This window comes from Neobacillus sp. BP17 (genome assembly GCF_059579525.1).
In genome coordinates, this window is record NZ_CM184198.1 from 4,860,305 (window position 1) to 4,882,702 (window position 22,398).

The 22,398-nt window shown below is 39.8% G+C and carries 22 protein-coding genes and 1 other RNA gene; 5 read left to right on the forward strand and 18 right to left on the reverse strand.

Translation table 11 applies throughout. From position 1 onward, the window contains the following. The first annotated feature begins 158 nt into the window (after window positions 1-158). Entirely contained in the window at window positions 159-1,520 is a 1,362-nt protein-coding gene (locus tag AC4QJR_RS23815) for a sensor histidine kinase (RefSeq protein WP_496524394.1), read from the forward strand. A gap of 45 nt (window positions 1,521-1,565) precedes the next feature. On the opposite strand, the gene AC4QJR_RS23820 is transcribed toward AC4QJR_RS23815, so the two are convergent. The 8 genes from AC4QJR_RS23820 to nadE form a co-directional block, all read right to left on the reverse strand. After that, window positions 1,566-3,905 (reverse strand): immune inhibitor A domain-containing protein, encoded by a 2,340-nt coding sequence (locus tag AC4QJR_RS23820; RefSeq protein WP_496526734.1) that lies wholly within the window; start codon window positions 3,903-3,905, stop codon window positions 1,566-1,568. A gap of 436 nt (window positions 3,906-4,341) precedes the next feature. Continuing rightward, window positions 4,342-5,859 (reverse strand): flotillin lipid rafts scaffold protein FloT, encoded by a 1,518-nt coding sequence (gene floT, locus AC4QJR_RS23825; RefSeq protein ID WP_026567831.1) that lies wholly within the window; start codon window positions 5,857-5,859, stop codon window positions 4,342-4,344. 13 nt (window positions 5,860-5,872) lie between these two features. After that, entirely contained in the window at window positions 5,873-6,415 is a 543-nt protein-coding gene (locus AC4QJR_RS23830; RefSeq protein WP_375375210.1) for an NfeD family protein, read from the reverse strand. Between the two features lie 245 nt (window positions 6,416-6,660). After that, entirely contained in the window at window positions 6,661-7,395 is a 735-nt protein-coding gene (locus AC4QJR_RS23835; protein WP_496524395.1) for an amino acid ABC transporter ATP-binding protein, read from the reverse strand. Window positions 7,396-7,410: 15 nt separating this feature from the next. Beyond that, the gene (locus AC4QJR_RS23840; protein ID WP_496526735.1) at window positions 7,411-8,109 is read right to left on the reverse strand and encodes an amino acid ABC transporter permease; all 699 of its coding nucleotides are present in this window, start codon (window positions 8,107-8,109) and stop codon (window positions 7,411-7,413) included. After that, complete coding sequence (locus tag AC4QJR_RS23845) at window positions 8,096-8,926, reverse strand: amino acid ABC transporter substrate-binding protein (protein WP_496524396.1); 831 nt, start codon at window positions 8,924-8,926, stop codon at window positions 8,096-8,098. The genes AC4QJR_RS23840 and AC4QJR_RS23845 overlap by 14 nt, the downstream gene beginning before the upstream one ends. Window positions 8,927-9,032: 106 nt before the next feature. Next, window positions 9,033-10,466, reverse strand: a complete 1,434-nt coding sequence (locus AC4QJR_RS23850; protein ID WP_375375213.1) for an amino acid permease — start codon at window positions 10,464-10,466, stop codon at window positions 9,033-9,035. 225 nt (window positions 10,467-10,691) lie between these two features. Beyond that, a complete protein-coding gene (nadE, locus tag AC4QJR_RS23855) occupies window positions 10,692-11,513 on the reverse strand; it encodes an NAD(+) synthase (RefSeq protein ID WP_496524397.1) in 822 nt (273 codons plus the stop codon). A gap of 124 nt (window positions 11,514-11,637) precedes the next feature. On the opposite strand from nadE, the gene AC4QJR_RS23860 reads away from it, so the two are divergent. Further along, window positions 11,638-12,150: an acyl-CoA thioesterase gene (locus tag AC4QJR_RS23860; protein WP_375375215.1), complete on the forward strand. Its 513-nt coding sequence runs from the start codon at window positions 11,638-11,640 to the stop codon at window positions 12,148-12,150. Window positions 12,151-12,233: 83 nt separating this feature from the next. Here the strand turns inward: AC4QJR_RS23860 and AC4QJR_RS23865 are convergent, their stop codons facing one another. Together AC4QJR_RS23865 and AC4QJR_RS23870 are read right to left on the reverse strand one after the other, a co-directional pair. Beyond that, window positions 12,234-13,229: a DUF3231 family protein gene (locus tag AC4QJR_RS23865; protein WP_496524398.1), complete on the reverse strand. Its 996-nt coding sequence runs from the start codon at window positions 13,227-13,229 to the stop codon at window positions 12,234-12,236. 117 nt (window positions 13,230-13,346) lie between these two features. Next, entirely contained in the window at window positions 13,347-14,321 is a 975-nt protein-coding gene (locus AC4QJR_RS23870; protein ID WP_496524399.1) for a cation diffusion facilitator family transporter, read from the reverse strand. Window positions 14,322-14,468: 147 nt separating this feature from the next. Here AC4QJR_RS23870 and AC4QJR_RS23875 point away from each other — a divergent pair, with 147 nt between their 5' ends. After that, entirely contained in the window at window positions 14,469-15,179 is a 711-nt protein-coding gene (locus AC4QJR_RS23875; protein ID WP_496524400.1) for a DNA alkylation repair protein, read from the forward strand. A 38-nt stretch (window positions 15,180-15,217) separates the two neighbouring features. On the opposite strand, the gene AC4QJR_RS23880 is transcribed toward AC4QJR_RS23875, so the two are convergent. The 3 genes from AC4QJR_RS23880 to AC4QJR_RS23890 all read right to left on the reverse strand — a co-directional run bounded on the left by AC4QJR_RS23880 (window position 15,218) and on the right by AC4QJR_RS23890 (window position 17,632). Next, window positions 15,218-15,451, reverse strand: a complete 234-nt coding sequence (locus AC4QJR_RS23880; RefSeq protein WP_496524401.1) for a hypothetical protein — start codon at window positions 15,449-15,451, stop codon at window positions 15,218-15,220. A gap of 64 nt (window positions 15,452-15,515) precedes the next feature. Beyond that, on the reverse strand, window positions 15,516-16,520 hold the full coding sequence (locus AC4QJR_RS23885) for an AI-2E family transporter (RefSeq protein WP_098572342.1): 1,005 nt from the start codon (window positions 16,518-16,520) through the stop codon (window positions 15,516-15,518). Between the two features lie 95 nt (window positions 16,521-16,615). Further along, a complete protein-coding gene (locus tag AC4QJR_RS23890) occupies window positions 16,616-17,632 on the reverse strand; it encodes a polysaccharide deacetylase family protein (protein WP_496524402.1) in 1,017 nt (338 codons plus the stop codon). 245 nt (window positions 17,633-17,877) lie between these two features. Between AC4QJR_RS23890 and AC4QJR_RS23895 the strand changes: the two genes are divergently transcribed. Then, window positions 17,878-18,345, forward strand: coding sequence for a hypothetical protein (locus AC4QJR_RS23895; RefSeq protein ID WP_026567818.1), 468 nt, complete (start codon window positions 17,878-17,880; stop codon window positions 18,343-18,345). A 43-nt stretch (window positions 18,346-18,388) separates the two neighbouring features. Here AC4QJR_RS23895 and AC4QJR_RS23900 read toward each other — a convergent pair whose 3' ends face one another. The 3 genes from AC4QJR_RS23900 to AC4QJR_RS23910 all read right to left on the reverse strand — a co-directional run bounded on the left by AC4QJR_RS23900 (window position 18,389) and on the right by AC4QJR_RS23910 (window position 20,412). Next, the gene (locus tag AC4QJR_RS23900; protein ID WP_496524403.1) at window positions 18,389-18,769 is read right to left on the reverse strand and encodes a 2Fe-2S iron-sulfur cluster-binding protein; all 381 of its coding nucleotides are present in this window, start codon (window positions 18,767-18,769) and stop codon (window positions 18,389-18,391) included. A 4-nt stretch (window positions 18,770-18,773) separates the two neighbouring features. Further along, window positions 18,774-19,622, reverse strand: a complete 849-nt coding sequence (locus AC4QJR_RS23905) for a family 1 encapsulin nanocompartment shell protein (RefSeq protein ID WP_098572340.1) — start codon at window positions 19,620-19,622, stop codon at window positions 18,774-18,776. A 217-nt stretch (window positions 19,623-19,839) separates the two neighbouring features. Beyond that, complete coding sequence (locus AC4QJR_RS23910; RefSeq protein ID WP_496524404.1) at window positions 19,840-20,412, reverse strand: IMEF encapsulin system ferritin-like cargo protein; 573 nt, start codon at window positions 20,410-20,412, stop codon at window positions 19,840-19,842. Between the two features lie 194 nt (window positions 20,413-20,606). On the opposite strand from AC4QJR_RS23910, the gene AC4QJR_RS23915 reads away from it, so the two are divergent. After that, window positions 20,607-21,260: a spore coat protein gene (locus AC4QJR_RS23915; RefSeq protein WP_496524405.1), complete on the forward strand. Its 654-nt coding sequence runs from the start codon at window positions 20,607-20,609 to the stop codon at window positions 21,258-21,260. Between the two features lie 115 nt (window positions 21,261-21,375). Here the strand turns inward: AC4QJR_RS23915 and ssrA are convergent. Then, window positions 21,376-21,734: a transfer-messenger RNA gene (ssrA, locus tag AC4QJR_RS23920) on the reverse strand. A gap of 174 nt (window positions 21,735-21,908) precedes the next feature. Beyond that, window positions 21,909-22,376, reverse strand: coding sequence for an SsrA-binding protein SmpB (gene smpB, locus AC4QJR_RS23925; protein WP_026567812.1), 468 nt, complete (start codon window positions 22,374-22,376; stop codon window positions 21,909-21,911). Window positions 22,377-22,398 lie beyond the last annotated feature (22 nt).

Genomic DNA, 22,398 nt, shown 5'->3' on the forward strand with positions numbered 1-22,398 from the left:
AGCCATCTTACTCATCCCAAATTTAACCTCTCTTTTTCATATATTTCGGGCGTCCCAACAGTGGGACGCCCCCTTTTTTATTTTATAAATTTGCTACAATATGAAGCTCTTCTAATGCGGTTGTTATAGTATGCTAGGAGAGTGAGGTGTTCGAATTTATGAATAAAATATCAATCAAGATTGGCGTTCTTTTTTTTCTAGCGATTTTTATATTAGAAGGCATTTCAATGGTTTTTTTGCATAATAATATCATTCATTCACGGGTGCATGAGGCATTAACTTCACTCCAGACACGCGGAAATAATCACCGCGAAATCCTTGAGGCCTCTTTTCATGATGAAACGATCCGGCACATTGCCATGATGGAGGCGCAGACGGATACACAGGTGATTTTAACCAAACCAGATGGATCCATTTTTATGTCTTCCAATCGAGTAACAGATGCTATGAAAAAGATTATGAGTACTAAGCAAAAACAAGTTCCGCACGCGGGCTTAATTTTAGAAGATGATTGGAAACATGCGGCCTATATCGCCTCAGTCAGTCCAGTCATGGTTGACCATGCGATTACCGGATATGTTTATATGTTTCAAAATACCAAAAAAATTAAAGAGTTGATATGGGGATTAAACCAGCATTTCCTGATTGCTGGTCTGCTTTCCCTAATGTTCATGATTATTATCATTTTCACTTTAACAAGATATGTTACCCACCCGCTGATTCAAATGAGCGAAGCCACCAAACGAATCAGCAAGGGCGATTTTTCCGTGTCTTTACCGAAGATTAGCAAGGACGAAATCGGTGAACTTGGGGAATCAATTAAAGTGCTAGCAAGCGATTTAGAAATTTTAAAAAATGATCGAAATGAATTTCTCGCCAGCATCTCGCACGAACTCCGCACACCGCTGACCTATATTAAGGGATATGCAGACATTGCCCGCCGGCCAGAAACGAACGGTGAGGATAGAGAGAAGTATTTAGGCATTATTGTTGAGGAAACTGGCAAGCTATCGAAATTAGTGAAGGAGTTATTCCATCTCGCAAAAATGGATGAAAATTCATTTACAATTGAAAAAGAAAAAGTTCATTTACTGCCTTATTTTCAAACGATTATCGAAAAAGTTACCCCTGCACTCAAAGAAAATCATATGGACCTTGTTTTGGAATGCTCTGAAGAACTTTATCTGTTCCTTGACCCCATTCGATTTGAGCAAGTCATTTTCAATCTGGTAGATAATGCTCGAAAATATTCTGAACCGAATACCACTATCCGGGTTGAAGTTAGTAATAGCAGCGGAAAGGTTCAAATTATAATAGAAGATGAAGGAAAAGGCATCCCTGCAGAGGATTTACCGCGGATTTTTGAGAGATTTTATCGGGTCGACAAGTCACGTGCCCGTGCATTCGGTGGAACAGGCCTCGGCCTTTCAATTGTAAAACAATTAGTGGAAGCTCACGGGGGAACGATTGGGGCAACTAGCAGCCCGAATGTTGGGACTAGGTTTGAAATAATCCTATAATAAATAAAAAGAGACACTGGGTCATCCCAATGTCTCTTTTAATCTTTACTTTGTAATCCAAACAGCACCAGCAGAGTTGTCTTTTGCCTCACCGATGACTTGGAACTTAATTGGGTACTGAGCTGGGACTTTAACACCAGCATCAGGAATTAGATTGTTAATATATGATTTTGTGGAATCAAATGTGGTTACGCCTGAAAGGCCCTTGTAATCATAGATTCCGCGAGTAGGTGAATCAGCATACCATGCAGGTGACTTGTCTAATGAGAACGCTGCATCTGCTACTTGGTAGCGAGTCGTTTGAGCGATAGAATCAGCACCATTTAGTTTAAACACAAGCGCTTCAGGATGAGAATCAACTACACTTAGGAAGCCTTCACCAGGGTGAACACCGCCCCAGTTATCTGTAAATGTATCGTCACCATACCAAACTACTAAACCAGTATTATATTTTGAACCGCGCGAGAATTGTAGAGCCGTATCAGATCCTGCATAGTTTCTCCACTCTAGGTAGTAGTAGTGAGGCTTGTTAATCCAGCCGTCAGAAACTTCGAAACCCTTTAAAGATACTTTAGCTGTTCCTTCTGCATCGTCAGAGAATGCCACTTGTCCATCAACTGTTAATTGAAGGTTGTCAAGCGCAAAACCGTCTGGTGCAAGCCCGCCATCTGTTACATAATTAAAGACTAGTTTTACTTTTTTACCAAGGACAGGATTTAAATCAAGGGTCTTGTCTTCCCACTTACCTTGAGATGTTTCAAAACCTCCTACTGTATTTTGATCACCAATAGTATCAAGTGTTACACTCTGGCCATCCTCAGTAACAGCCTTTACATATAGATAATCATAGTCAGTTTCAACTTTATAAAATTGTTTGTAATCAAAATTAGCAGAAGTAGCAGCTGTTAAATCAAATACTGGAGTTTCTAGCACAGTATTTAGGTCATCGCCTTTTGTACTATAGTAGTATTTTGTACCAAATTCAGGAGCAATACCTGGAACCTTTTTATTAGGAAGGTTTACTTTCACAATACCTGGATTCTTTGATTTCGTAACACTCTGATCAATAACAGTAGCTAAACCGTTTTTATCGATATCTTCATAGTTTACTTCGGTAATATTAGCCCAGTTGCCGCCAATGGTTTTTTGATAGAATTCTTTGACTTGTGGAGAGAAGCTTGGCGGCTGTGTCCCAGCAATATTACCGCTCCAGCTTCCGCCGCTCATGATTGACCATTGAGCAACCGTATCTCCATTGCCGGTGTATTGTGTGTCATATTCATCAGGAGCACCCAAGTCATGTCCATATTCGTGAGCGAAAACGCCGACTGCACCGTCTTCGGGCTCAACTGTATAGTCATAGGCTGCCATTTGGCCTCCCCAGTAATCTACTGAAGCTGTAGTGTTAGCTACTGGATACACACCATTTAAAGTCCAACGATGTGACCAGATCGCATCATCTCCAACCACACCGCCGCCAGCTTCCTGGCCAACACCAGCATGAATGACCATCAAGTGATCAACTAAGCCATCCGGCTCGTTTTGATTACCATCACCATCTAAATCATATAAATCAAATTTATCATAGTCTGCTAAGTTAATGCCGGATGCCACAGCTGCATTAAGTGAATCCTTGATAAAACCACGTGCACCTTTTGTTCCAGGAGCATTATCATGGCCACTTTCACTGTCGCCGCCATACTCAGCAGCATTTCCTGGTACTGTTAACCAATCTGATACCGTACCATCAACAGTGTAACTGCCGCCAGATTGCTCTTCATAATATTGTTTAAATGTTTTAATCTTCTCACCGTTGAAAAGAGTGAAATCCTTATCGCCAAATAGCATTTTTTCATAGTGCTGTTTATTGAAGTCATCTGCAAACATATAGCCATCTTCTTGTTCTACATTATTGTGTTTTAAATCCGCATATTCGACAAGAAGGACGAGTACTTTGTCTTCACGGACATCGCCGTTATAACCAGCCTGTTTCGCAGAATCTACTTTTACAGTACCTGTTGGCTTGCCTTTTTTGAAATTTCCATGACCTTTATCAAGCTGCTTCGTAAGCTTGTCCTTTTGTTTTGTAATAAAGTCCTTTGCTTTTTTGTCAAATTCTTGCTGCTCTTTAGTTTGGCTCTTATTTGTTTTGCCAGGCTTTTCGCCCTGTTTTTTCTTTATGTAGGCTTTTGCTGCTTTTGTAATTTCTGCTTTAGATGCATTCTTCGAAATAAGTCCTCTTTTTTGTAACGAAGCACCTAGACGATCGATATCAACAATATTCAAATCAATTGGAGCTGAAGCAACTGTTGTTGCTGCCGATGCCGGTTTTGGTGCGACCGTACTTCCAGCGAATGCGCCTGCGAACATGGTAGTAGCTACCATTGTACTAGCAGCGAGGCTGGATAAGACCTTTAAAGTGGTTTTCTTCTTCAAATCTTAAACCCCCTATTTTATATAGATATAATTACATCGTTCTCTTGAAGAGTGATGCTTTGCCAGTTTATCAAATTTACTCGAAAATTGTAAATAGTCTAAATTTAATGAAATATATATATATTAAGCACTATATTGTACCTAATAAATGTAAAAAGAGAATTTTTCATACGAACTTAAACCCAGTAAAAGAGTTATTAAATAAGCCTTTATTCCTTATTTTTCATATTGTTTAAAAGTTTCCACAGAAAGCGAAAGTTTCGGCAACCGAAATTTAAGTAGATAGACCTATCGAAAACAGGAAATATATTTAACTCATCTAAAAAATGAAAAACTTATCAAAAAAAACCTTATCATCAGTTGATAAGGTTTTTTGGGTGGATAATTATTCAGCTTTTTTCTTAAATTCATCAGTTAATTCTTCAATGCTCTTCCTTACATTTCCTTTTCCAGAATAGTTTTCAATCAATTCCTTCACGTCGATTCCGCTCGAGGCTTTAAGTGATTCTTGCAGACTCGCCATTAGGTTCGTTGCATAGCCGGTAATTTTATTGGCCCCGCCATTTTCACCCGATCCGCCCGTATCGACGACTGTAATTTTATCAATATTGGACAGCGGGCTTGCCACTTGCTTGGCATATTCTGGCAGCATTTTGATGATCATGTCTAGAATTGCTGCTTGACCGAATTGTTCGAAAGCTTCGGCGATTTTTTCTTTCGCTTCTGCTTCAGCTAAACCTTTGAGGCGAATAATTTCTGCTTCGGTTGCCCCTTGTGCTTTTTCCGCTTCTGCTTTGGCTAAACCATCCAAACGAATTCGCTCGGCTTCTGCTTTTGCCATGGCTTCGATCCGATACTTATTGGCCTCAGCCGCGGCTATTTCCTTGGCCTTATTTGCAGCGGCCGATTGTTCGACGGAGTATCGGTCAGCGTCTGCCTTTTTCTTCACTTCCGAATCATATTGCCGTTCGCGGCGTTGAATTTCTTTTTCCTCTAATTCAATTTGTTTTTGTCTTTCAATAATTTTAATTTGCATTTCTTGTTCCATTACATCTTGTTTGGACCTGGCTGTTTCCAGGTCGTATGCCTGGTCAGCACGTGCTCTGGCAATATCTTGTTCACGTCTAAACTCAGCCACTTTTAACTGATTGACTTTTTCCGCCTCAGCAATTTCCGTGGCTCGCTCTAATTCATTTCGTTTGGCTTCTTTGGCTGCCTCCGCTTTTTTAATACGGGTTTCTTTTTCTGCTTCGGCTGTGGCGATATCTGCATCTCTTTTGACTTGGGCAATCCGCGGTTTACCTAGTGAATCCAGGTACCCATTTTTATCACGGACGTCTTTAATCGTAAATGATACAATGACCAAGCCCATTTTGGCGAGATCCTGTGAGGCAACCCTTTGGACCTCTTGGGAGAATTTATCACGGTTTTTATAGATTTCTTCTACGGTCATTGAGCCAAGAATTGACCGCAGATGTCCTTCAAGAACTTCCCTTGCTTCATTCTCACGGTCTTCCTTTGGTTTTCCGAGGAACTGTTCCGCGGCTGTCGCAATTTCACTTATCGATCCGCCGATTTTAATAATCGCAACCCCATCAGCCATAACCGGTACACCTTGCTCGGTATACACCTCTGGAGTCGTTACTTCTAGTTTACTAGATAGTAAGCTAAGCGGCTTTGCCTGTTGGAAAACTGGCAAAATAAACGTACCGCCGCCGCGGATGATTTTGACTTTATTCCCAGATTCGTCAACATGGACATTTCCATTGCCAAGGAAGCTTCCTGTCACGATCAAGGCCTCATCCGGTCCTGCCGTTCTGTATTTTGTGATGAAAACGCCGATTAAGGCTAAAATAATAACCACAACAATTCCAATGATGATCCAAATAAAATTAAATTCCATCTCTTAAAACCCCCTATAAAAAGCTTTCTAGTTGATGATGAACCGTCACCTGCAGGACACCCTTTTCTACCTGCACAATCAGCACTTTTGTCCCACTCTCGATGAGGTCACCATCAAAACTCGCTGCTGGCTTAGCAATTCTGCCGCTTGTACTGTCAATCATCACTTCCCCAAAACCATCAACAGGAATGGTCGTGATCACCGTCCCAACTCGGCCCCGCAAGTCTGATTCTTTATAGACAAGTGATTCCTCAGCAGACGAGAGAGGAATGAGCACAAAGACATTTAATAACGTCACAACAATGAACGCAATCACGGCAGATATGCCTAAAATAAGTAAATAGTGAATAGATGAGAGCCTTTCAAACAGATAACCGCTTGCTGACAGAATAGTCACAAAAGCAAAGACTAAGACAGGATTTAAAAAATTGAGTCCATCGCCAGCCCCATGAAAATGAAAAACATCGGCAAATAAAACATATAAAACTGTGACTATTCCCGAGATTATTAATCCATATAAATAAATCGTTTCTAAAGGAATGCTGAATGGTTCCATGCGCATCCATCCTTCTTATTTATTTATCATTCTAATTATACGAAACACCACTCCTCATCCATATGCATCCATCCCTTCCTATGTATCTACCTTTTATACGGTTGAGTAATGAAAAAGTTTCATCTTTTTCTATAATTTACCTATTTTATCAAATACTTCGATAGCTCTAGTTGAAAATCCTGCCAAGCTGATAGGATCATTGTCTTACAAAATAAAAAAGTGCCATAGCATTTAGCTACAACACCTTATTGAATCATATTCAAGAACTTCTTCGTTCGTTCTTCTTTTGGATTGGTGAAGATTTCTTCTGGCTTGTTCCTCTCGACAATCACACCTTGATCCATGAAAATAACCTCATCTGCCGCTTCACGGGCAAAGCGCATTTCATGGGTGACCACAATCATTGTCATGCCTTCCCTAGCCAGGTCCTTCATAACTTTTAACACCTCACCGACAAGTTCGGGGTCAAGTGCAGAAGTAGGCTCATCAAAGAGCATCACTTCCGGTTCCATGGCAAGTGCCCGGGCAATACCCACACGTTGCTGCTGACCGCCGGAAAGCTGAGCGGGAAAATAATCCTGCTTATCACCTAGTCCAACTTTTTCAAGGAGTGCCTGGGCTTTTTTCCGTGCATCCTCTTTCCTCTCCCCTTTGACAATAATCGGCCCTTCCATAACATTTTGAAGTGCAGTCTTGTGCGGGAACAGATTATAGCTTTGAAAAACCATTCCGGTTAAGCGACGGAACGAGGAGATTTGTTTTTTCGGGACATTTTTCGAAAAGTCCAAGCTCTGTCCCTCAATGGAAATAACTCCTTGATTCGGAGTTTCGAGTACATTTAAACAGCGGAGCATCGTGGTTTTACCTGAACCGGATGGACCAATGACAACAACCACTTTTCCTTTTTCAACGAGAAGGTCCATCCCTTTTAAGACCTCTAATTGACCAAATTGCTTATATAATCCTTTAATTGAAATCATCGTATAACTCCCTCATTAAGACGTATACCGGTCCATTCTCTTTTCCAAGTATCCTTGCAAGATCGAAAGGAAAAAACAAATAACCCAATAAATTAGCGCTGCTTCTACATATACCAATAAAAATTCATAGGTAGTTGAAGCAATTTCTTGAGCCCGGCGAAACATCTCTGTTACAAGGACAACTGATGCAAGTGAAGTGTCTTTTACAAGACTAATAAATGAATTCGATAATGGCGGTATAGATACTCTTGTTGCCTGCGGCAGGATGATTCTTTTCAATGCCTGATTGTAGGTCATCCCAATTGAATATGCTGCTTCCCATTGTCCCTTAGGAATGGAGATAATCGCAGCCCGAATAATTTCTGAAGCATAAGCCCCAACGCTTAGGGAAAAACCAATGACTGCCGATATAAATGGATCCAAGGTAACTCCTAGATTAGGAAGTCCATAGAAAATTATGAATAACTGAACAAGTAATGGTGTGCCGCGAATGGCTGAAACATATACCCTGGCGATTCCTTTAAATAGTTTTACGTGAGAAATTCGGGCAAGCGCGGTGAGCACAGCCAAAATAATCCCAATTATAAATGAAATGATGGTTAATGGAATGGTATTCATAACAGCACCCTCCAGCAGCGGCTGGAGGGAAGTCTTTGCAATCTCAATTAACCTGTCCATTCTTTCTGGGTCAGCAAAAATACTATTTAAGTACATCTTCACCAAACCATTTCTCAGAGATTTTTTTGTAGGTGCCATCGTCAATTATTTCTTTTAGCGCCTTGTTTACTTCATCTACGAGTGTGTCGCTATTCTTTCTAAACATGAACCCACTAGAAGAAGAATCATTAGCAGTTGCCACAACCTTAATTGGCGCATCAGGCTTCTGTTTTTTGTAATCTAAAAATGAAAGCTTATCATTAATCGTCACATCGACACGTTTTTGGGCAAGAAGTTCAACTGCTTGTTGGAAACCATCCACTCCAACTATTTTCGCTCCATATTTCTTTGCCATATCTGCGTAATTACTTGTCAATGATTGAGCTGCATTTAGACCTTTAATATCTTCAAAGGCTTTGACTTTATTGTTATCTTTATGGACAATCAGGACACCTGCGGATGTAATATATGGATCAGAGAAATCATACTTCTCTTGACGGTCTGGGCGAATCCCAACTTCGTTAGCAATCATATCAAAACGTTTGGCATCTAATCCTGCAAACATCGCATCCCACTGTGTTTCTTTAAATTCAGGTTTCACCCCAATACGTTTAGCTACCTCTTTCGCAAGGTCCACGTCAAATCCAGTTAGATTGCCGCTAGTGTCATGGAAAGTGAATGGTGGATATGTACCTTCTGTACCTATTAATAATGTTCCCTCATCTTTTACCTTTTTCAATAAATCTTTATCTGCCTTTTCAGCAGTCTTGTTGTCAGCTTTGTTTTTATCTTTATCGGCATTATCCTTGCCGCAAGCTGACAGGACAAACATAAAACTTAATAATAATGCAAAGATGATGGTAAGTTTTTTCACTGATGTAGCCCCCTAATTTGATTGTTCTTATCGAAATTATCATTATTTTACCCCTAATTTACAAAATAAAACCTATCAGAGGCGTTCTGATAGGTTAAATAAAATATTATGCTGATAAAGCTTTTTTGCGTTCGACCATTACTTCCTTTTTTCTTCTCAACAGTGGACCATAAAAGAGGATACCGCTCGCTAGTAAAATCATTCCGTAAGTGAAGGTTTTAATATCTGCCGTTCCAGCGATAATCACCCATACAGAATAAATAGTGGAAAGCAGGGCAATCAGACCGTCTGTAATTCTCGAACGATTTTTGCCATTATAGGTCTCCCCGGTTACAACTAATTTCAATTGATAGACGGAGGAGATAAAGTAAGGTACCAAGTATGCTAACGTTGCAATAACAATGACAAATCCAAAGGCGTCAGAAATGGATTTTGAAACCGTTGAAAAGATAAACAGTTGACCTAAACCATTCGAGACAATCATAGAAAATAATGGCAGACCTTTTTTGTTTTCTTTTTTAAATGCCGGAATGAATAATCCCTGCTTCGCCGCTTGATAAGGGACTTCCGCACTTAGCATTAACCAGCCAATCGTCGAACCAAACAAGCTAATTAACCCAATCCCGGCTAAAACTTTCCCGGCAATTGGTCCTAAAACTGATGAAATGGCATCAATGAGCGGCTTATCTGAATGGATAAGCGTGTTTTGATCTAACATTCCCATCACTAAAGTGCTGATACCGATGTAAATTCCAAGAGCGATAAATAAGCCCAGGATTGTCGCACGTTTCACATCCATTTGTTTTTTCGCACGAGATGCAAACACAACGGCAGATTCCACACCAATAAATGCCCACAAGGTATTAACTGCAGCATTCTTTATTTGGCTCATCATTCCAATCGTGTGGCCGGCCTCATCCATTCTAACGGCCATAAATGGAAGGATATTGCTTTTTTGAAAGGCAAATAAGCCGACAAGAATGAAAATAAAGAATCCGGCAACCTTCGCTGCAGTTGCTATAAAATTCAACTTTCCCGCACTTTCCATTCCTCGCAGGATGATGAAGTGAGTTCCCCATAGCAGCAGGGAACAGACAAGAAAAGTTAATCCATTACCGACCTTAAGTGTAAATCCGCCAATCGTAAACCAGTCTGCTTGGCTTGTTAAAATAGGGAAAAAGGTTGATAAATAACCCGCAAAGGTGGTAATCATGGCAACATTCCCAGCTAGATTACCTATCCAGTATCCCCAAGATGACATAAAACCTGATAAAGTGGAAGCATGTGATCCTGCTTTAAATAGTTCCTTCGCATAAATTTGTGGACCGCCTGTTATATTTGGTTTTCTGATCGCAAGGTTACCAAATACAAGAGCGGTCATTAATACACCAAGTCCTGTTACAAGCCATGCTGAGATGACACCAGCAGGACTAGCTGCTTCAGAAAGCGAGCTTGGCAGCATAAATATCCCTGACCCGACCATGTTTCCGACAACAAGAGCGGTTAATACCCAAAATCCTAATTTATTAGCGTTCCCCATGGTGTAATCCCTCTCTTTACTCCGTGTGATTTATTTTAAAATAATGATCTTTTAGTGTTTTGTTGAATAAATATAAATTTGCTTTATAAATATAGAACCCGGACAGGATTGTGTCAATGGAAATTTTATTCTAATAAAGTATTAGAGTGGTGAATTAGTCAGACATCCAATAAATTTTTCGAATATAAAAAGAGACTGCTCATGTAGCAGTCTCCTGTCTGTAGATTATTTCCACCACTCATCGAACATCGTTGTTGGCAGTTGGCGTTTATGTTCTGTCATTAGGTAGCGTTTTTCTATTTTATCAGCAACCTCTTTTGAAACGGACTTCCCTTCCAAATAGTCATCAAGTTCATCGTAGGTAATCCCTAATTCTGTTTCGTCGGCCTGACCAGGCTTTTGATCCAGAAGGTCCGCCGTAGGTGTTTTTAAATATAAGCGTTCGTCTGCACCTAGTTCTTTTAATAGGACTTTCCCCTGCCGCTTTGATAATCCGCTCAGCGGAAGAATATCTGCCCCGCCATCACCGTACTTCGTATAGAAACCTGTTACTGCTTCCGCTGCATGGTCTGTGCCAATCACCAGCAGACCTTCCATGCCGCCGACTGCATATTGAGCAATCATTCTCATCCTCGCCTTGACATTTCCCTTTTGATAATCACTTAACGGTGCCCCTTGATAGCTGGCATCATATTCTTTTTGGACTTCATCTACTGCTGATTTAATGTTAAAGACTGTCTCCCGATCGGCGCGAATAAAAGCTAACGACCGTTTAGCGTCTTCCTCATCCTGCTGGATGCCATATGGCAGACGGACAGCGATAAACAAAGCTTCTGTCCCTTCATTCCGAAGCTCCTCCACCGCTAGTTGGGCGAGTCGCCCGGCCAGAGATGAATCCTGCCCCCCGCTTATTCCCAGTACATACCCTTTGGCCTTCGTCTTTAACAGGTAATTTTTTAAGAAATCAATCCGTTTTCTAATTTCCTCTTGGGGTTGAATCGTCGGACTCACATTTAAATCCTTCATAATCTGTGCTTGTAAACTCATTACTGTACCTCCTGACAAACAATCTATATATTAACTAATGTACCACAAATGTTTAGATTTCACTAAAACGGTGAGAAAATAGTAAAATGGGTAAATTAACAAGGACATTTCAGGAGGGATTAGGATGGAAGCAAAAACATGTAATGAGACTCGGGTGGTAAGAACGAGCAGGATTTTTCCTAATGATGTAAATAACCATAATACTTTGTTTGGCGGGAAGTTAATCAGCGATATCGATATGATCGCCTCCATTTCTGCGGTCAGACATTCAAGAGCGGAGTGTGTCACGGCTTCAATTGATTCGGTCGACTTTCTTAGTCCGATTACACCAAAGGATTCTGTATGCATTGAAACGTATGTTTCTTCGACAGGAACCTCCTCGATGGAGATTTTCGTTAAAGTAATCGCGGAGAATCTCATATCAGGCGAGAGAAAAATTGCAGCCACCGCTTTTTTAACCTTTGTCGCATTAGATGACAACGGAAAGCCAACAAAGGTGCCAGGTATCATCCCCGAAACGGAAGAAGAAAAAAAGCTGTTTGAAACAGGAAAAGAAAGAGCAGCCAAGCGGAAAGAACACAGAACGAGCAGCAAAGACCTCGCAAGCGTACTAACAGTACATAAACCATGGGAATAAGAAAAGCGGAAGCGTCTTGATCAGGGGCTAGACAATAAGAAAAACGCAAGCGCAGAAAAGGTTCGCGAAATTCGCGAACCTTCTTATAATTTCTGGAGATCCCTTCGACTTGGTGCATGCGGCGGCAGTTGGGCCCAACCTCGATCAACCATAAGATCAAAACCTTTAGCCGAATAAACCATAATTTCCAGAATGTACTTTTGATAATAGGAAGCCAAATCTGATCTCATTGACAATGACAATGCATGCCCAATAAGGGTAATGTCTATAGCGTTCAATGAATGGAAAAGTGTGACCACAAGTTTATCTGAAAAAGGAGAAACTGTAGAATCCGTCACTTCCATACTTGTTGACACATTCCCAAGCAGCTCCTCTCTCAAAAGAATATCGTTGAAGGTTTTGATTTGCTTTTCAGATATTTTCTTACCTTCCTCAATATAATGATGAATCTCCTTGTCTGATACCACCTGAAGTAATCCCGTACATAGGAGGATTGAAAAATAATTCCGTTCGGTATTAAAATGAATTTCTGTAATTTCAGCCACGTTTAACGGTCTTTTTTTCCCGAATCCACTTAAATAAGACAGTTTTTCAATGTATTTCACATCTTTCGGATAGGGGATCATCGGCGGACGGTCATAGGTGCCCTTCGAAAGCATAAGATTAGTGGATTCCTGGTATAACAAGGAAGTTTGCTGGACCATCGTAACAAAGAAATCCCTCACATCTTTTCTAGCTACATTTGCCGTAATAAAACCGGTGTTAATCATACTCATGCGGCTCATCATATAAATAAAACTGAGGCCAAACATATCATAAAATAATGGCGGGGCAGATAAATTAAGATCCTTTTCAGAAAATCCATCAGGAATTGGTATGCCTTCCTTATTTAAAATGGTCGTAATCTTCTGAATATGGCCCTCCGATATTTCATATGCCTGTTGGAGAATTTTTTTAATCTCTTCATCTTGATTGTGATGAAGAAAATAGATAATCAAACAAACTGACATATTCTCCTGAATATACGTAGCCCATAATCCCCCGATTTCCGCACTAGTTAAGCGTATATTGTGTTCCAACCTTAGTTCCCCCCCTAATTATCCTTACAGAATAGAATTCCACTTAAAAACAGCTTTATTCGTTCTGTTAAGACCGAAGAAGGTCTAATTATGATTTATCTACGGTGGGGGTATTCTCTAATTGGCGGTCGATCCACTTCGTTCCTTCCAAGTCATCACTTCATCTTCCTCATCAATCTCAATCGTCACATCAACGACGCCTTTTTCTGCCATGATTTTTTCTTCTAATCGATCTTTGATATCATCTGCCGCAGCCACTGTTAATTTTGGATCGACTTCGATTTCTAATTCAACATGCAGATCCTCACCCTCTTTAATGACGGTGATTCCTTGAATATCCTTAACATCAGGATCCTCCATCACAAGTGTGCCAATTTTGTTTTCCATTTCTTCATCTGCTTGACCAAGGACCCCTGCTGCATTATCCAAAAAGACCCTGCCAACCACAAAGAACATCATTGCTCCTATCAGCATAGAGGCAAGCCCTTCAATTTGGTGGAATGGTGAATAATGAGAAATGACTACCGCTATAATCGCTAATAAACCACCCATTGTTGCAACTAGGTCTTCCATAAAAACCAGTTTTGTTGCAGGTTTAGCTTTTCCTAAATTGGCCAAGCTTTTTGTAAACACTTGAAGTCCACTTGCTTCAACCTCAATATCATGTAAAATCTCTTTCATTGCTTTAAATAAAACAAAGGTCTCTAGAAGGGTTGCAACAGCTAAAACGACCAGGTTAATGACAAAACCGCTAGACTCTGTCGGATGGACGACATGGTGGTACCCTTCTTTAATGGTTTCAAACGCCATAATTCCAACGATTAATACGGCACCCAAAAGAACAAGGTTGACTAAACGGCCAAAGCCATTGGGATATTTTTCGGTCGGTGCCTTTTTACTTAAGGCAGAGCCGACAAACACGAAAAACTGGTTTGCAGCATCACCAAGGCTGTGCATCGTTTCTGCAAACATAGCCACATTGCCTGTAAACATAAAGGCGATCCCTTTAATAATGGAAATAATCGTATTAATGATTGCTGCCAATAAGGCGGATTTATTGCCGCGTTTTAGTAATTGTAGAAGTTCGCTCATTATATCCTCTTTTCCTAAATAAAGTTTGATTTTCTTAATATTTTCAAAAATAACCTATTTCATTATAACTAACTTTTTACAACAAGGAAGGGAAATTGTTCCAAACTGATGATAAAATAAGAGAAACAACCCTTTGGAGGATGAGAAATGACCTTAGATGAAATCATGTGGAAACTTGCTGAACTGGGGACAGAACAAACCAAAAAAACATTTATCAATCACGGTGCACAGGAGGGCACCCTTTTTGGGGTAAAGATAGGTGATTTAAAAAAGCTCGTTAAGTTTGTAAAAAAAGATCAACAGTTAGCCCTGGATTTATACAACACGAGTAACTTTGATGCCATGTATTTAGCAGGACTTTCTGTGAATCCAAAGCTGATGGAAAAAGAAACACTCCAAGATTGGGTTAAGCAAGCAAATTCGTATATGCTTGCTGAATATACGGTAGCGGGGGTTGCCGCTGAAAGTCCCTATGCCCTCGAACTAGCAAGAGAATGGATGAAATCCGATGAAGAAATGATAGCAGTCTGCGGGTGGAATACATATGCCAATTATTTATCCATTACCCCAGATGAAATTCTCGACATGGAGGAAATTCGCAGCCTCCTCCAGCAAATTGAAAGCACCATTCATGAAGAAAAAAACCGGGTCCGCTATGTCATGAATGGATTTGTCATAAGTACAGGTGCCTATGTGACTGCATTGTATGACGAGGCAGTCACGGTGGCTGAAAAAATCGGTAAGGTTCATGTGAATGTCGGTCAGACCGCTTGTAAAGTCCCTGTTGCCACTGACTATATAAAAAAAATCGTAGACCGTAATAAAATTGGCATCAAAAGAAAAACATGTATTTGTTAAATAATCAGGGCCCTATTATTCAATAGGGCCCTCAATAATTACAGATTCCTCAGTACCAAAAATAAGCGGTTGTCTCTGGTTTCTTGTTCTTCCTTTGTAGCTAAATCGTACTTTTTAAGCAAATGAAATACCTCATTTAAGAGGTCCTGTGTATGTTCTTTTTCAAAGAATTGATTAAATAATGGCTTCATCTCTTCCGGAAGAAAGGACGCTTGTGATTCATACTTACTTTTTACTTCTTCCTGGCTATGGTTAAGTTTACATTCGCTCATGTGATTTCCCCCTTATCCTTCATACCTCTAGTATAGACAAAAAAAGCCCATACCATGGGCTTTTTTATTTAACCTTCTTACTCTCAGTTACTTCTAACACATCCAATAGGAAAACAAAGACAGGAATCCCAACGATCAAGCCCCACACACCAAAAAAGTGCTCGGAGAAAATCAATACAAGGAATGTATAGAAAACCGGTAGATTTGTTTTTGAACTCATTAAATTTGGATTTAAAATATAGGCTTCGATGCCATGAATAATCATTATCGCAATGCCCACGTAAAGAACAGTGGCCATACCGCCGATGCTATAGGCAATGATTGTAAGTGGAATCAATGAAATTATGACACCTGCAACTGGGATCAGACCCAAAACAAAAATCATGATAGATAGTCCGCCAAGCTGTGGGAAATCCAATATCCATAAGGAGATGGTGGTTAAAATACAATTCACAACAGCTATGATCAGTTGGGCTTCAATTACTTTACCAAATGTACCCACAAACTTTCGTGCAAAAAATTCCACTTCAGTGTAAATAGATGCAACTTTACTAGTTCTAAATTTCTTCGTAAATTCAATCAAACGCGGTTTTTCTAATAAGAAGAACAAACTCATTAACAGAGCTAATAAAATTTGTAAACCAATTTTACTAATATCCGTAAAGTACTTAAATACAAAGGTAACGCCTTGCTCTAAGTAACTTGAGATTTTAATTTCTTCCATTCGACTGACAATATAATTCAGAACCAAATTATCGTGCTTTGCTGTATAAAAAGCAGTCAACTGCTTGATTAATGCAGTGATTTCACCTGCAATCATTGGCAGGTACATGACCAAACCATAAGAAAGCAAACCAACAATACTTGCATACGATATAACAACAATCAACTTTCGGTTAATCGGTATTTTTCCTTCTATGAAATACACTAACCGATCCATCAAAAAGGTAAAAATGAACGTAAGCAAGATTAAGTTGATCATTGACTTCATGGCATAAATTAAGATGGCAATTAAGACAAAAATAGATATTCTCTTGAACCCTGTACTCTGAAGTAATTTATTGATCATAGGCTATTATCGATCCCCATTATATTCGCTATATTTACATTAGAATTTTATTACAATAAATTGATTATACCAAATCTACAGATATATTGTCTGTTTTAAAATTGGACTGGCTCAGTTGATTTTTCAATGGGTTTTCCCTCATACCCATGTTCTTTTAAATATTCTAGAAGCTTTGGCAAATGGGCAAGTGTTTCCTTTCGCTCATGTAAAAGGATGACAAGCGGTCCATTATGATGTTTCATCTGTTCAATTTGATCAATAACACTATTTACATACCGTTTATCCTTATAATACCAATCCTTACTATCAATATTCCAATCCCACATTATATACCCCTTTTCCTTCACAGCCATTTTATACTCGTCTGTCATCTTTGGGGCACTGCCATAAGGAGTTCTCATGATATAAGAATTGACACCTGATACCTTCTTTAAGGTGTGACGGTTTTGGTTTAGTTCACTCAGCACGGTTTCTTTAGATTTATAAAATTCCTTTTGACTGTGAGAGACACTATGTAGTCCAATCGTTTCGCCTGATTCAACCATTAATTTGACTGATTCAGGATATCTCTTAATATTCCCATCAATCATAAAGAATGTAGCTTTAAATTGATACTTCTCGAGTTGTTTGATGATTTGTCCGGAAAAGGGTGCAGGACCATCATCAAAGGTTAAATAAACTATTTTCTTTCCACTGTTTCTTAGTTGTGTAATGTTTGCTTTATCTGGAGCTGCATTAGATTTCTTTGACGGTGGTTGAGAAGAAGTTTTATCTTTTGTGGTGGGTTGTGCCTCCGTATCAGGAGTATGATTATTGGGCACCTTACTAATCTCACGTTCTTGCTCGTTTCTCTTATGTAATGCTTCTTCTTGTTGTTTTTTCATTCGCTCTTTTTCCGACTTTAAGTCCTTTGTATTTCGTACAATTGTTTCTGGGCTTACACTTTTTTTCACAGGCAGATTAGTATCCTTATTTTTTTGAAGATTATTAGATTCTTTGCTTGCTGCTTTTGCTTGAAAATAATTACTAACGAAGATCCCCGCAAATAAAAAAGTAACAACAACGACGGTAATTATCGTTCCCTTCGACCAATTGCTTCTCAGATTCCCCATTGATCAATCCCTCTTCGATGTTTTTTATTTACTACCTCCATTATAGACGATGTTTTGACCAAAGTGTTACCAAACTATGAAAATATTACAATTTCATTTACAAGATAATATTCTTATATTTGTAAACTAGAGTTCGTTGTTATGTTTCAAACACCTTCCACATTTTGGTGCCTGACACCCATTGACAATGATTCTCATTATCTTTAATATTAAGGTACAGAGATTAAATTGGAGGGGGATTCAACATGTTTAACATGCTATATGGGTTGAAGGATATTCACACGGTTATTTCTAATCAACGGAAAATCGGCGGTGCGGCTGAAGCTGATTCGATTCGGTTATCATCGGGTGAAACCTATCTAAACCCCGTGTTTACGAATGTTGATCTCTCAAAAGGTCATTATGTATCTGTTGGTTTTATTGACCAAGATGGTGCGAATGTGATTACACATGTTGATCAAATTGCTGTGATCAAAGGCTTGCAGCACAAATTAATTTGCCAGCTGAATAATACTTATATTAAACAGTATTTACTGCATGATACATTGAAGTATTTACAGAAGCTATGTGAAGTGAATAACGGTTTTGTCACTACGTCTTTCAAAAAAGAAGCGTTGAAACTTGTGCGTGACATTAGTGTGAAAGAATTAAAAAACCACAATATCTCACTTCCATTCCCAGTTGAAGATAAATTAGTGCAATTATATGCTTAATAAAAACGAGGTCCCACTTCGACAGTGGACCTCGTTTTTTTGTCTATAGAATGACCGCTTGGCAGGCTAATCGATAGCCGTTGTTTACCTCAGGGCCAAGTTTTTTATGTTCTTGTTCATTTGGTTTCGATAGACCTGGACCTTGAAGGACTTGTACCGTACATTGTCCGCAGGTTCCTTTTTGGCATTTATATTTGATGGCCTTGCCCTGTTTAAGAGCGGCATCAAGTAATTTTCCCTTTTCCGGGGCAATTTCAAATTTATTTGACCCTTGAACCACGATTATTTTTTCTAGATTCGTTTTGCTTTCACCGGATTGTCTCGTAGTTTCTCCTTTTTCAACATGAGTCCGAGTAGGAGGGTTCATAACAGGCACAATTTTTCCAGGAATGAGCGAGCCTACTGTAAAAACTCGATGATTCACTTGATTAATCCTCGATTGCTTCTAGTGTGCAAATAGCCCCAGGCCGCTTAATCCTTAATACCGCTGTTTCATATACACGGAACGGGTGGTTCATCCCTTCCACACCCAAGTAGGCTGTATCAAAATCCTCGGAAACGGCAAGGTCTAAGTTGTTTCGTCCAGTGTTAAGGATGACACCTGTTCTCCCTTTTAAAACGGGTGATTGGAACACCCCATCAGTCACTAGCTCTCGGATATGTTCAATTTCTAACACATTGGTGTCTTTATGGACTCGATGGATTAGGGAGTAGAGTTCCGGTGATAGGACAAGCGCAAACGGACCGTGATGATTCATTTCGAGCAGTTTATTTCTAGCATCGACTATATCATGAAAAGCTGCTCCGGATTCATACCATTCCCCAATTAAGTGCGTCAGCCTGCCTTGGACATTCATTAATCCCGGGATATCAAACTCTCTTGCCCCATGAAAAATCATCTGATCCTCCAGATTAGCTACATCTCGGGCAGCATTGGCAGCTGATGAAAAATCAATCGGAATATCGAGTGTCTTCGTCTGTTCGATATCACGCCAATAGAGGACGAAATCCTTATAAAGTAAAGGAATCGTGTGATTTACTCGTTTGCTGGATTCGACAATCGTCTCGAAGGAGCCTTGAAAATCCATTTTTGCTTCCATATTTTCAAAAAAGATATCATTTGGGATACTCTGTATGCCTCGTCCAAGCGGACCATATAGTTCAATAAAGCGCCGGCCGACTAACTGTCTGCGTGCTGATTCAATGACAGTTTGATCTAATTGGCTGAACTCTACTTCATTTAACGGTGAATCCGGATATAAGTGCAATTTACTCATTTGTTTTTCCTCTCTTGTTCAAGTGGTTATTTTTTCGAATAGGGTTTGGTAAGTGGAGTCGGATGATTTCGCCAAGTTGGATGGTTATTCCGCCGCTTTCAGCTTGGATTTCGCGAAGTCTGGAAATGATTTCGCCAAACTTAAAAGGGATTTCGCCAAATTCACCATTTATTTCGCCAAACACCAATATTCGTATAAATTCTTATGTAAAAAACACCTAAATTAAGCTCCCCACCGTAAACCCCTTTTTATATTTAGGTGGGGACACAACTGGGCTTGCTGTAGATGTGTTACCTGACCGGTCTAAGTGATCATGGTCGTGATCATGATGGGCATGCGGGTCGACGTAGTCATTATCAAACCTTTTATTGATGTCGATCAACATCGCTTTGACTTGCTGATAATCCTGATAGGATACCTCCCGTAATTGGTTCAGCATGGTGCTTCGTTCTTCGTCAGTAAAGCGAAATAGCGCTAAATCCAGGTGCTCCACAAAATTATGTAATCCGAACTTTTCAAGATTCAGCTCTTGAAGAAGCCGATTAAACTCATTATTGGTCGGCGCAAGATCCTTCTCATCTTTTTCATTTTCAAACTTACTAATAAGTGGAATGAGCTCAACTAAACGAGAAAGCCTCTGCTCCTCTTCTTCAAAAATATGATGATAATAAAGCCGTTCGTGGTCATCGGTGGCATTCTGAATAACCGGGTCGAGCATATTCATAAATTTTTCAATCGCATCTTTGGTAGTTGTAAAAATATGATAAAAAATCTTTAATTCCTCTTTCATTGTAAGCACCCCTAGTTCCGTAACTACTGTCATTATTGACGCGAACAAGAGCTTTTAATACCTAATTATTCGGAATTAATTTATGAATTGTAACAATTCACTCACCGTTTTGACAGTATTTACGAGCATAACTCATCTTTCTTGAAACATAATAAATATGGTTATGCCACTACCTTTAGGAGGGAATTCAAAATATGCAAAATCAACAGGGGATTATGCACCAAAATATGCATACAGGAAATGTTCCTCAACAATTAAATCACGGCGGTCATGAAGTGTTTGATGTCCATGAAGTGTTATCAGGAGCAATTGGGGCATTGGATCAATACATGTTATTACGTCCACATGTAAAAGACCCAGAATTACTCGATATTCTGGATCGCCAATATCAATTTATGCAGGATGAATATAACATTACGGTCGAATGTTTCAAATCTGGGCAGAATCCTTCTAAACCAACACAGAGCTATAAAATGAATCAAGGAAATGATTTTGTTTATGGGTTAAAACCATCCCAGCCGAAAAAGCCTGCGCAATCCGTTTCAGAGCTTACGGATGCATGCGTTTCCAGCATGATGCTTGGCTGTGTAAAATCAGGTGCATCGATGAAGACAATGGCTGCCTTAGAAGTGACCAACCCGGTTGTTCGTCGGGTGCTAGCAGACTCGGTTCCGAATTGCATTGAAATGGCCTATGAAATCTCGATTTATCAAAATAAACATCACTATTATCAGGTTCCACAGTTGGCCCAACAGGATATGAATCAACTGCTAAATGCCTTCGCCCCTGCGCAGGGAATGCCGCAGATGAACAATATGAATATGAATATGAATAACATGAATCATTAGAATAAAGACCGATTAAGACAAAAAGCTATCCTTTCCTGTAAAAAGAGGAAGGATAGCTTTTTGTCCAAATATAAGAAAAGACCAGCATCTCTGCTGATCTTTTCTTTCCACTATGTAGTGGAGACGGTGGGAATCGAACCCACGTCCAAAGATATCGCCACTTAAGCTTCTACGAGTGTAGTCGATATATTGGTGTTTCGCTGAGGCCATATGCCTATCGACCGGCGTCCGGTCAGCTAGCCTGGTTGTTCTCTTCCTTCATCCTCAGGCGGTGGAATCCGGCGTAGCCCACTTAGAGTGAGTCCCTTACCCTACCACATGGGCAATGGAGGGAGGAACCGCTATGCAGTATTAAGCTGCGAAAGCGAGGTTGTTGTTAGTTTTGCCAGTTATGGCTTTGACGTTTTAACGAGGCCGATCCCCTCGACTCGCGACCTAAGCTCAAACTACCCCTGTCGAATCCGTAGCGTCCCCATAATAAAAGGAGCTGCAATCTAATTAAAGATTAAAGCTGTAGACGTTAGGATGCTCAGACAATTGTCCTTGAGCAAAGTATCTCATCGCTAACTTAGCGACAAACTTATTATAACATACTGTCCGCATTTTTCAATTGTAAGTAACTGTAAAATAATTTCCAGTTCACTCCGATTACATCTTCTGACGATCGCGGAAAGCTCGTTCAATTTCACGCTTGGCCTCTTTTTGCTTCAAGGATTCCCGCTTATCGTAATTCTTCTTCCCTTTCGCAAGCCCAATTAACACTTTGCAAAAACCATTTTTTAAGTAAAGCTTTAATGGAACAAGCGCATAACCTGCTTCTTTTGTTTCACCGATTAGTTTATTAATTTCACGCTTATGGAGTAATAGCTTTCGGGTTCGTAATGGGTCATGATTGAAAATGTTCCCTTGTTCATACGGACTGACATGCATCCCGAAAAGTATGGCTTCCCCATTTTGAATCCGTGCATAGGCATCCTTAAGATTCACTTTTCCCCCACGAATTGACTTAATCTCGGTCCCCTGCAGGACAATTCCCGCTTCATAGGTTTCTTCGATAAAATAATCATGGTAAGCCTTTTTGTTTTGCGCAACGACTTTTCCTTCACCTTTTGGCATAAGATTCACCTCTACTTATGGC